This is a genomic window from Treponema sp. (assembly GCF_017430385.1).
In the GTDB taxonomy this organism is placed as follows: Bacteria; Spirochaetota; Spirochaetia; order Treponematales; family Treponemataceae; genus Treponema_D.
Genome location: NZ_JAFRNB010000074.1, coordinates 1 through 10,144, shown reverse-complemented (window position 1 = coordinate 10,144; position 10,144 = coordinate 1). Strand labels below are relative to the sequence as shown.

Genomic DNA, 10,144 nt, shown 5'->3' with positions numbered 1-10,144 from the left:
TTATTTTGAGGATATAGGCGTGCGAAATGCCAGACTCAATTTCAGACAGATTGAGGAAACACACATTATGGAAAACATCATCTACAACGAATTGCGTTACAGGGGATTTTCTGTTGATGTGGGCGAAGTAAATGTAAGCGAAAAAACAGACCGCATAGACTCAAAAGGTAAAAGCATATATGTGCAAAAATCACTTGAAGTGGATTTTATAGCAAGTCTTGGAAGCCAGAAAATCTATGTTCAGTCCGCCTTGAATATGGATTCTCCCGAAAAGCAGATTCAGGAAAAACGCTCCCTGAACCATATTGACGATTCATTTAAAAAAATCATCGTAACAAAAAACGGCTTAAAGCCTGGAGTAGATGAAAACGGAATCATTACTCTTGATTTGTTTGACTTTTTGCAGGGGGCTCTATGAATCCCGCAGAAACAAACCTTGCAGTCTTTCAGTTTATAGAGCTTCTTTCCATCATCTCTATTTTATGCCTTGCCTTTATCCTTTTTCTTCTTTCATACATCAAGAGCAGGGAAAAGAACAGAAACCTTGAGGAGCAGAACAGGAAGGAGCGTCTTGTTACCGAGACAATCACCCAGGTGCAGGAAAACGAGAGGAGCCGCATCAGCCGTGATTTGCACGACACGGTAACTCAGGACATCCGCACTGCCCTGCTCTACGCTCACAAGCTGGGCGAATCAAAAAATCTTTCGGAAGACGAGAAAAGCCTTTTGCAGAAGATTCAGAAAATCGAAGAAGAAAATCTCAAAAATATCCGCAACATCATCAGGAATCTTACTCCAAGCGAAATAGAAAGCGCCTCCATCACACGGCTGCTTTCAGAACTTTGTGAGAACACATCAGAAAGGAGCGGAATTGCGTGCAAGTTTTACGCAGAGGAAACTGAACTCCTGTCAAAAATCACCACGGAGCAGAAGCTGCATATTTTCAGAATCATTCAGGAAAGCATTAACAACGCCATAAAACACGCAAAGGCAAGCGAAGTAAGCGTAATTGTCCGAAAAGAAAATGACAGCACAGACGCAAAGAGCCAGGGACTTTTATTTATGATTAGCGATGACGGAATCGGATTTTCCCCGATTCAAGAAGAGAGCCAAGACATAATTTCCCAAAGTACCCGCCTGGGCATAAAAGGAATGAAAAGCCGTGCTGCACTCTTGGGCGCAAAGTTTGAAATTAAAAGCGATGAAGAAACCGGAACGCAGGTCAAGCTTTTTTTGCCGGTGAAATAAGTTTTCCGATTCCTTTGTAGCAGGCCCACCCGATGCTCACGCTGATTGCCTTGTCCAGGATATTCACCGGAACTCGTGGCAGCAGGGCGGAAATGAATGCCGAGATGCTGTTGCTGCTTAAAAGTGCATACATGAATTTCACCTGAGAATCTTCATTGTAGCCGGTAAAAACATTGAGAAGCGTAAAAATTGTGGCACCTTCAAGGCTGACAATAAGGGAAATCAAAAACACAAGAAGGAAAAGGTCAGGAATCTCAATCTTCTTTCGGATTTTGATATAGATTCTGATAATAATCACAATGGTCAGGCTGCAGATTATCCAGACCAGCGACCACAGGGGAACTTTTTCATAAATAAAAGTCGTGGTAATGTGATACAAAAGTGCGCTTATGGCACCGCACACACCCCCAAAAAATGAAGCCGTAATCGTAAAAATTGTGTCCATGTAAAGTGGAAGAGGATTAAACTTCTGAAGATAGTTTACCCCAATATTCAAAGCGGCAAAAATAAGGCCAAGGGGAATCTGCCATTTTAAGGAATAGGTGAATTGAGAAAGATTTGAAGCACGCTGATTTTCTGTCATGTTTTCCATTTGAAATAACTCTAGCATAAGCTTCAAAAAAGATAAAGAAAGTGACTTTGTTTTGTTTTTGGCTCTTTTACTATGCCTCCCGCGTATGGTCGCATAAAAAAATAGCATTGTACTTTTTTAAGTTCCGCCGTTAATATCAAAACTGGAGGAAACGAATGAAAAAACTATTTTCTTCCATATTAATTACATTAGGACTAATCACAATGTTAAACGCAAGTAACTACCCTGTCCCATCTTCCGACTTTGTTCTTATAAAAGGCGGCTCCTTTACAATGGGAAGTCCTGAAAGCGAGGACTGGCGCAGCAATGATAAGACTCAACATCGTGTTACACTTGCTTCTTTTTACATGTCAAAGTTTGAAGTTACTCAAAAAGAGTGGCGCGAAATTACAGGTAAAAATCCTTCTAACTTTACGGGAGACAAGCTGCCTGTAGAAAGCATAACCTGGCTGGAAGCAATTGAGTTTTGCAATGCCTTGAGTAAGCGCGATGGACGCACTCCTGTTTACACAATTACAGATGGTGGCAATACAGTCACCTGGAACAGAAGCGCCGACGGCTACCGCCTTCCAACCGAAGCCGAATGGGAATATGCAGCCCGAGCCGGAAGCACAACACCTTTCTATTCCCGCAGGGTTCCCGGTGCCGAGGATGTAAACTTTTACGGCCACTATCCATACCAGATTGAGCAGAATTATTTTAATGACGAGGTTCTGGAAACCCGCCCCGGTGTTTACCGCGGAAAAACTCTGGATGTGGGAAGCTTTAAGGCTAATCCAAACGGACTTTACGACATTTACGGAAATGTTGGCGAATGGTGCTTTGATTATTATGGGGACTACCATTCGGTCCCTTCGACAAGCTCAGGGAACGCTGGAACCTCAGGGGTGACAAATCCAACAGGCGCAAGCGAAGGAACCCGTCGTGTTTACCGTGGCGGCGGCTGGAACGACTTTGGAAAAAATCTCCGTTCTGCCTACCGTGCAGCCCTTCCGCAAAACAACAGTGCTTACAATGTAGGTCTTCGTCTTGTCTGCAATGCAGATGACAGCGTAAAAGGTACAATCGCAACACGCGAAGAAGCCAATCCCGGCGCAAAAAAATCAGCTGGCAACGGCAAAACCCTTATCATCTTTTATTCCTGGAGCGGAAACACCCGCGGAGTTGCCCGTGAAATTGCCAGCCAGACCGGCTTTGACAGCATTGAGCTTGAACTGGTAAAACCATATTCCACAGACTACAACACAGTTTTAGATCAGGCACAGAGCGATCAGCACAAGCAGGCCCGCCCTGCCATCAAAACAAAAATAGACAGCAAAAAATGGAAAGAATATGATACAATAATCTTAGGCTATCCTAACTGGTGGGCCAGCATTCCAATGCCAATTGCAACCCTTCTAGAAAGCTACGATTTTTCGGGAAAAACAATTATGCCATTCTGCTCTCATGGAGGCGGAAGATTCGGCCAGAGCCTTACAGCAATTTCAAAGCTTGCTCCAAAGGCAACGCTGACCGCAGGTCTTTCAGTTCATTATTCTGGCGGCTCTTCTCTTTCAAAAGATGTAGAAAAATGGCTTAAAAAATGCGGAGTAAAATAGAATAACACAGGAGCAGAATAATGACAAAACCCCAGCGCTTAAGAATGACAATCGACATTACAATGACAATCCTCTCTATCATCCTCATGGGCGGAAACTATTTGTTCCCGGCAGACATCGTGCACGAAATCTTAGGCGTAGGGCTTTTTGTCTTATGGGGCGTTCACATCGCTTTAAACCGACGCTGGTACGGAGCAATCTTCCGTGGAAATTATAACCCATATCGCGTGATGCAAACCGTCATCAACTGCTGCATTTTGATTTGCACAATTTTTTTGATGATAAGCGGAATCATTCTTTCAAATCATATCTTCACATTTTTGAACATTCAGGGTGGTCTTGGCTTTGCCCGCATTGCGCATCTGCTTGCCAGCCACTGGTATTATCTTTTTATGTCGCTGCATATCGGACTGCATGTGGGGATGATTACAAATAAAATGTGTCATCCTGCCCCCATCAACTGTCATCCTGAACTTGTTTCAGGATCTCATGCAGAAGAGATGCCGAAACAAGTTCGGCATGACAAACTTCGCAAAATCCTTCTCGCCCTGGTCTGCGCTTATGGCATTTACGCTTTCATCGCCCGCGGAGTCTGGAAGTATCTGATTCTTCGCCAGCAGTTTTTCTTCTTTGATCTGGAATGCGGCTACATTCTTTTTGCTATTGATTATATTTCCATTATCATTTTGTTTGCCACACTCTCGCACCTTTTGGCAAAGAGTCTGAAAAAAGGTAAACTGTAATTCTGAGGTATTTTTGTGATTATTGAAAATCAAACTTTTGACGAAGAGAGAGCTTTGTACGGTCTTAAAGATCTTACAGTAAAAAACTGCTGCTTTGATGGTCCTGCTGACGGTGAATCCGCTTTTAAAGAATGCCGCAACATCGACGTGACCGGCTGCTTTATGAATCTCCGCTATCCCTTCTGGCATGTTGAAAAAGCAAAAATCACCGATACAAACTTTACAGAAAACTGCCGGGCTGCACTCTGGTATGATAAAGATATTTTGATTGAAAACAGCAGACTCGGCGGAATTAAGGCAATTCGTGAATGCGAAAATATCAGCCTGAAAAACTGCAGCGTTAATTCTCCAGAGTTTGCCTGGAAAAGTCAAAAGCTGACAATTGAAAATGTCACAATCGAAGAATCTGAATATCCTTTTTTTGAAATCCGTGATGCAAAAATTACTGGCTTAAAAATGAAGGGAAAATATTCTTTTCAGTATAATGAAAACATCGAAATTACAGATTCAGAGCTGAACACAAAAGATGCCTTCTGGCACACAAAAAACGTGACAGTAAAAAACTCAACTGTAAAAAGCGAATACCTTGGCTGGTATTCAGAAAATCTCACTCTCATAAACTGCCGCATTATTGGAACTCAGCCTTTCTGCTACTGCAAAAATCTCGTGCTCAAAAACTGCACTATGGAAGAGTGCGATCTTGCTTTCGAACGCAGCACCATAGATGTAGAAGTCAGCGGAAAAATCGACAGCATAAAAAATCCTCTTGCAGGAAAAATCACGGCAGACTCAATCGGCCAGATAATTCTGGAAGAAGAAATCTGCGATAAATCAAAAACGCAAATTATCTGCAAAGAATAAAATATCAGGAGAAATAAAATGGCAATTACAGTAAATCTTCGTTACACCGGAAAAAAAGGTGCGGCTCAGGCTTTTGCCCGCGAAATGATTTCAAGCGGCACCGTCGAAAAAATTCGCGCAGAAAAAGGAAACCTCCGCTATGAATATTACTTGCCCTTTGGTGAAGAAAAAGTCGGCGATGACACAAGCGAAACAATCCTCTTAATCGACTCCTGGGAAAATCAGGAAGCAATTGATTTGCACCATGCCACTCCAATGATGAAAACAATTGCCGAGCTCCGCGAAAAATACGACCTGCATATGACAATCGAACGTTTTGTTTCAGACGATAAAATACCAGAGCAGGACAAGTCATTTATCAGAAGTTGATGTTTAAAAACTATTTCCGCTATAATCAGCATATGTCCACAACAACTGAGCCACAATCGCTCTGGGAATTGTAATATAGAAAGTAAGGAGTGTCATTATGTTCCGACCAATGAGAAGATTTAAGCAGCAGATTTCAGACGCTGAATGTAAAGAGATTTTGAAAAATGAAAAGCGCGGAGTTCTTTCTCTGCTGGGTGATGACGGATATCCTTACGGGCTTCCTCTTTCCCACCTTTACAGCGAAGAAGACAACAAGATTTATTTTCACGGCGCAAAGGAAGGCCACAAAATAGATGCCATCAAAAATTACGACAAGGCAAGCTTCTGCGTTTACGATTCAGGCTACCGCAAGGAAGGCGAATGGGCGCTGAACATCAACAGTGTAATTGTCTTTGGAAAAATCCGCCTGGTAACTGATCCGGAGCTTACCCGAAAAATCTGCACAAAGCTGGTTCAAAAGTTTACAGATGACCAGGAATATCTTGAACATGAACTCAAAAATGCCCTTCCCCGCGTTCAGTGCCTTGAGCTTGAAATTGAGCACATGACCGGTAAGCTGGTGAATGAGTCGTAGGCGCAATATTGATAAGTATTACTGAAAAATACTCTTTCCCAGCTCAAAGACCTTTTTGCATTCTTCAGGAAAAACCGTTTCGTGTCTTTTGTTTTTTTTCTTCAGGATTAAAAAGTGTCCATGGCCAGTCAGTTCTTTAAATAGTTTCATTTATATGATTCATTTCTTTCTTTTCCTTTCCAACACCAAAAACACAATCCCGCACAAGGTAATCTGCACAAAAGTTGAAGACGGTGTTGCAAGACCGATTCTGAAAAGTGTTGGATTCACCGTGCGGCTCATCAAATATGAAATAGGAATTCGTACGCCAAAAGCACCCACGATTCCCTGAATCATAACAAAGGAAGTTTTTCCACATCCATTAAAATATCCGATAAAGCAAAAGAGAAATGAAACAAAAAGTGTGTCGATGGCGTAAGCCTTAAGATAAGAATGGGCAGCTGAAATTACTTCCTTGTCTTTAGAGAAAATGGCAGCCAAAAGATTTCCGTGGAAGAAGGCGAAATAGCCCATAATCACACCACAAGCCAGAGAGGCCGCAATAGAATACAGCAATGCTTTTTTTGCTCGGTCATATTTTTCGGCTCCAATATTCTGGGCTACAAAGGCGCTCAAAGACTGAGAAAATGCAGAAGGAACAAGCATAATAAATCCGCAGACACGTTCTGCTACTCCTACACCAGCAGATGCAATCAAGCCAAGCCGGTTGATGATTGCCGCTATCACAAGGAAAGATACAGTAACAAGTCCGTCCTGTAAAGAAATTGGTGCACCAGTTTTGCAGACCAGAGTCACAAGATTTCCCTTCCAGCGGATATTCTTTTTTGAGAAAGTAAATGGAAGCCCTCGTTTTTTTGCAATAATCAGACAAAATAGAACACTCAAAGCCTGTGCAATAACAGTAGCCAAAGCTGCCCCGCTTGCTGCCATGTGAAAAACGGCTACAAAAATAAGATCACCAAAAATGTTAATTATGCAGGCAACAAAAACTGTAAGAAGCGGGGTTTTTGAATCTCCCATTCCACGGAAGACACCGCCCATCATATTGTAGGCAGTTATAAAAACAGTTCCTGCCGAACAGATATGAACATACATACAGGTTTTATCAAAGGCTTCCTTTGGAGTCTGCATAAGAAGAGCAAAAGGGCGGGTGAGAAAAATCATCAGAACAGTAACAATAAGAGCAAGCAAAGCAAAGAAGATTACGCTTGTTCCGACAATATCTGCAGCCAGTTCTTTTTTATCGGCCCCCAGAGCCTGCCCCATCTGAATGGTCGTGCCCATAGCAAGACCAACGATTATAAAAGTGATAGTCTGCATCATCATAGTTCCGGTTGCAACCGCAGAAACATCAGCTGCATTTCCAAACTGACCTACAATGAGTAAATCAACAGCACCGTAAAAAGACTGTAAAAACAAAGCCCCAAGAACTGGAAGCGCAAAACGAAGAAGCCGGGGAGCAATTCTCCCGGAAGTAAACAAAGTTGTCTCAGACATAAGTTCTCCAAAAACAAAAAAGGCTGGATAAAATTCAGGTATTTCAACCTGCACCTTATCCAGCCTGTCATTTCCATTTGAATGACACGCCCTCCGCGTGAGCAACATCATATTATATAATCTGATGAAAAAAATCAACGACGGGTATCTTCATTATACCTGTATTAACTAGTTTTATATTTCTATTTATTCCTAAAGCCTTTCATCCCATTTTCCAGAAGCGTCGTTGCAAGCTCAATCATTTCTTCCATTGGAATCTTCCGGCCATCGGCGACCCACTGGCGGTAAAGCAGGACAATGCAGTTATTAAAAGTCAAAAGGATATTGCGCACACTCTGGTCCAGCCCCTTTAGCGGATGGGATTCCGCAGCCTGCTTTGTAACACGGTTCTGCATTCTTTCTCGGATATAGTCAAAACGGCTATCACAGGTGACACGTTTGAAAAAATCATCCTGGGCTTCCATGTATTCAAAAAAGGACCTCACCAGTTTGTCCGTATCCTTAAGCTGGTCAAATCCCGAAACTATGGCAGAGTATTCGCTTGAATGTTTTGCCTGAATCTCCGCAAGCACATCATCCACGCAGTTATAATGAAGATAAAAAGTATTACGGTTGATTCTTGCTGCCTCGGTAATTGCCTTTACTGTGATTTTTTCGTAAGGCATCTCGCAGACCATCTGCTTAAAAACACTCTGAATTGCTTCCTTTGTGCGGATAATACGCGGGTCGAGTTTTTCCTCGGTCATAGTTCTACTCCCTTTTATCGCCTTTGTCTTCAATCTGCTGCTGCTCAAAATAATCTTTTGCGTTTAGCGGAGATACAATTTTCTTACCTGTTTCCAATTCCAGTTTTTCGCGAGCTTCTTTTGCGATATTTCCACCTCGGCGGGCTGTGTCTGCGTGTTCCGTAAAATTTTGAGGATTACGAGCTTTTGAAATATCAGTTGTAGCCATTTCTGCAAGCATGTTCAAAACCAGTTCCTGATTCGTCATGTTGTCGCGGAGGTTTTCTTTTTTGAGCCCCTTATATTCTTTATATTGTTTTGCAGTTTTTCCTGCCCAGGTTTTATAGATAATGTCCGTAAGAGTTGCAAATTGAACGCCTTCTTTAAGCCCGTGCTTTTTCCATTCATCAGTGAGATCTTTGCGGATTTCTATTGATTTAAGGCGCTGATTAATCCAGTTGTCAGAATATCCCAATGCCTTGTATTCTGCCAAAGCCCTATGGATTCCCTGCTCAGGATCCTGCATTTCATCCAACCGCTCTTTTGCAACTTGAGCCATCCATAATTTGAAGGGTTCTGCTTTTGGAGAAGGAATTGACTGAATCAGACGGAAAATTCCTTCTGTATCAAGACAGTCTGTTTTGTAATTTTTTCCATCGGCAGCCGGTAATTTCAGTTGGTTACAATTTGTAACCAACTGACTTCCTTCTTTTTTCAGGCGGTTTTTTAGGACTTTCCAATAATTATTTGGATTTGCACTATTCGTTAATACTGCAACTACATCCACAACTGAAAAATACCATTCTTCTTCTTCGGCATTCCATATTGTGCGAACTTTCTGTTCTTCAAAAAGCCTGATTTGTGTTTTTTCTTCAGCCATTTTTACCTCCAGAAAACCTATTTAATAAGCATTTTTGCAATATCTGTCGTTTAAACAACATTATACCACAACTTGTCCTTAATAAATAGACAGTTGTCGCTTATAATGCAGATGAGCGTTAGGGATTGTAGCACCGCCTAAGGCGTACCGCGCAAGCGGTATGGAGCGATAGCGGAAGTGCGGAAAGCCCGACGTCGCGAGTTTTCTTGTTTTTGCGAATCAAAATGCGAACCCTTTGGTGAGCAAAAGAAAACTCGTGAAGTGAGCATGTTTGTTAACAAACTAAGCGAACGACAAACGCCCGAATAATTTTTTGGAGGACAAAATGGACTACACCCCAGGCTATGTTTATGAACTTATGGAAAAAGGTGGACCGACAGATGTTCGTGAGCCTTATTTTAAGGAAGCCGTTAGCGAGATGATGCGCAAGTCGCGTGAGCGACGATTTATATAATTTCCTCTCATGCAAACGAGCGAAGCGAGTATGAGAGCGAGAAAACTCTGCGCAATTGCAAATGCAAAGATGCCCGATGACAAAAGCTATGTTTCTGTCCTGGAAGAACTTTTTGGCCGCAAACTGGATGACGTGCGCATCCTCACCCCTTTTATCTGCGACTTTGGAAACCGTGTAAAGTTCGGAAAAAATGTCTTCATCAATCATTCTGCCATTTTGTCGGCTTCGGGTGGAATTGAGTTTGGCGACGGGGTTTGCATCGCTCCCGGACTTCGCATTGCTTCAATCAATCACGACTTTAATGAGCGTCATACAAAATACACTTACGGCAAAGTCACAATCAAAAAGAATGCCTGGCTTGGCATGAACGTTACAGTTTGTCCCGGCGTTACAATCGGCGAATATGCAGTAGTTGCGGCAGGAGCTGTAGTTACAAAAGATGTTCCGGATTTTGCGGTAGTCGGTGGAGTGCCTGCAAAAATTATTAAAATGCTCGATCCTTCAGAACAGAAGGAATAGATGAAATAATCGGGCGTTACCGCCACAAGTGGCGGTCGGCTGTTCCGCGGCTTGCCTACGGCCGGTCTGCTTACGCAGACTGCT

General features: G+C 42.5%; 11 protein-coding genes and 2 pseudogenes. 9 read left to right on the top strand and 4 right to left on the bottom strand.

Features of this window, described 5'->3' with window-relative positions; all coding sequences use genetic code 11:
* Both IJJ71_RS05040 and IJJ71_RS05035 read left to right on the top strand, forming a co-directional pair.
* Positions 1-418 (top strand): annotated as a pseudogene (locus tag IJJ71_RS05040) (ATP-binding protein); the annotation flags it as partial.
* The gene (locus IJJ71_RS05035; protein ID WP_296845692.1) at positions 415-1,248 is read left to right on the top strand and encodes a sensor histidine kinase; all 834 of its coding nucleotides are present in this window, start codon (positions 415-417) and stop codon (positions 1,246-1,248) included. The pseudogene IJJ71_RS05040 and the gene IJJ71_RS05035, both read left to right, overlap by 4 nt.
* Here IJJ71_RS05035 and IJJ71_RS05030 read toward each other — a convergent pair.
* Complete coding sequence (locus IJJ71_RS05030; RefSeq protein ID WP_296845691.1) at positions 1,223-1,840, bottom strand: hypothetical protein; 618 nt, start codon at positions 1,838-1,840, stop codon at positions 1,223-1,225. The genes IJJ71_RS05035 and IJJ71_RS05030 overlap by 26 nt on opposite strands.
* A 155-nt stretch (positions 1,841-1,995) precedes the next feature.
* Here IJJ71_RS05030 and IJJ71_RS05025 point away from each other — a divergent pair, with 155 nt between their 5' ends.
* The 5 genes from IJJ71_RS05025 to IJJ71_RS05005 all read left to right on the top strand — a co-directional run bounded on the left by IJJ71_RS05025 (position 1,996) and on the right by IJJ71_RS05005 (position 5,985).
* Positions 1,996-3,438: a flavodoxin gene (locus IJJ71_RS05025; RefSeq protein ID WP_296845689.1), complete on the top strand. Its 1,443-nt coding sequence runs from the start codon at positions 1,996-1,998 to the stop codon at positions 3,436-3,438.
* 20 nt (positions 3,439-3,458) lie between these two features.
* A complete protein-coding gene (locus IJJ71_RS05020; RefSeq protein WP_296845687.1) occupies positions 3,459-4,181 on the top strand; it encodes a DUF4405 domain-containing protein in 723 nt (240 codons plus the stop codon).
* 15 nt (positions 4,182-4,196) lie between these two features.
* Complete coding sequence (locus IJJ71_RS05015; RefSeq protein ID WP_296845686.1) at positions 4,197-5,042, top strand: DUF3737 family protein; 846 nt, start codon at positions 4,197-4,199, stop codon at positions 5,040-5,042.
* An 18-nt stretch (positions 5,043-5,060) separates the two neighbouring features.
* Positions 5,061-5,411 carry a putative quinol monooxygenase gene (locus tag IJJ71_RS05010; RefSeq protein ID WP_296845685.1) on the top strand — a complete coding sequence of 117 codons (351 nt, stop codon included), beginning with the start codon at positions 5,061-5,063 and terminating at the stop codon, positions 5,409-5,411.
* Positions 5,412-5,508: 97 nt separating this feature from the next.
* Positions 5,509-5,985 carry a pyridoxamine 5'-phosphate oxidase family protein gene (locus IJJ71_RS05005; protein ID WP_296845684.1) on the top strand — a complete coding sequence of 159 codons (477 nt, stop codon included), beginning with the start codon at positions 5,509-5,511 and terminating at the stop codon, positions 5,983-5,985.
* Positions 5,986-6,144: 159 nt separating this feature from the next.
* Here the strand turns inward: IJJ71_RS05005 and IJJ71_RS05000 are convergent, their stop codons facing one another.
* The 3 genes from IJJ71_RS05000 to IJJ71_RS04990 form a co-directional block, all read right to left on the bottom strand.
* The gene (locus tag IJJ71_RS05000; RefSeq protein ID WP_296845682.1) at positions 6,145-7,482 is read right to left on the bottom strand and encodes an MATE family efflux transporter; all 1,338 of its coding nucleotides are present in this window, start codon (positions 7,480-7,482) and stop codon (positions 6,145-6,147) included.
* A gap of 182 nt (positions 7,483-7,664) precedes the next feature.
* Positions 7,665-8,228: a TetR/AcrR family transcriptional regulator gene (locus IJJ71_RS04995; protein ID WP_296845681.1), complete on the bottom strand. Its 564-nt coding sequence runs from the start codon at positions 8,226-8,228 to the stop codon at positions 7,665-7,667.
* Between the two features lie 4 nt (positions 8,229-8,232).
* Positions 8,233-9,087: a BRO-N domain-containing protein gene (locus IJJ71_RS04990; RefSeq protein WP_296845679.1), complete on the bottom strand. Its 855-nt coding sequence runs from the start codon at positions 9,085-9,087 to the stop codon at positions 8,233-8,235.
* Between the two features lie 325 nt (positions 9,088-9,412).
* Between IJJ71_RS04990 and IJJ71_RS04985 the strand changes: the two genes are divergently transcribed.
* Entirely contained in the window at positions 9,413-9,541 is a 129-nt protein-coding gene (locus IJJ71_RS04985; RefSeq protein WP_296845678.1) for a hypothetical protein, read from the top strand.
* A 9-nt stretch (positions 9,542-9,550) separates the two neighbouring features.
* A pseudogene (locus IJJ71_RS04980) lies at positions 9,551-10,030 on the top strand (DapH/DapD/GlmU-related protein); the annotation flags it as partial.
* Positions 10,031-10,144 lie beyond the last annotated feature (114 nt).

What these genes read in the sequence shown, in the direction of transcription:
- IJJ71_RS05035 (WP_296845692.1), top strand. Translation starts at nt 415, where the DNA reads ATGAATCCCGCAGAAACAAACCTTGCAGTCTTTCAGTTTATAGAGCTT.
- IJJ71_RS05030 (WP_296845691.1), bottom strand. Translation starts at nt 1,840, where the DNA reads ATGGAAAACATGACAGAAAATCAGCGTGCTTCAAATCTTTCTCAATTC.
- IJJ71_RS05025 (WP_296845689.1), top strand. Translation starts at nt 1,996, where the DNA reads ATGAAAAAACTATTTTCTTCCATATTAATTACATTAGGACTAATCACA.
- IJJ71_RS05020 (WP_296845687.1), top strand. Translation starts at nt 3,459, where the DNA reads ATGACAAAACCCCAGCGCTTAAGAATGACAATCGACATTACAATGACA.
- IJJ71_RS05010 (WP_296845685.1), top strand. Translation starts at nt 5,061, where the DNA reads ATGGCAATTACAGTAAATCTTCGTTACACCGGAAAAAAAGGTGCGGCT.
- IJJ71_RS05005 (WP_296845684.1), top strand. Translation starts at nt 5,509, where the DNA reads ATGTTCCGACCAATGAGAAGATTTAAGCAGCAGATTTCAGACGCTGAA.
- IJJ71_RS05000 (WP_296845682.1), bottom strand. Translation starts at nt 7,482, where the DNA reads ATGTCTGAGACAACTTTGTTTACTTCCGGGAGAATTGCTCCCCGGCTT.
- IJJ71_RS04995 (WP_296845681.1), bottom strand. Translation starts at nt 8,228, where the DNA reads ATGACCGAGGAAAAACTCGACCCGCGTATTATCCGCACAAAGGAAGCA.
- IJJ71_RS04990 (WP_296845679.1), bottom strand. Translation starts at nt 9,087, where the DNA reads ATGGCTGAAGAAAAAACACAAATCAGGCTTTTTGAAGAACAGAAAGTT.
- IJJ71_RS04985 (WP_296845678.1), top strand. Translation starts at nt 9,413, where the DNA reads ATGGACTACACCCCAGGCTATGTTTATGAACTTATGGAAAAAGGTGGA.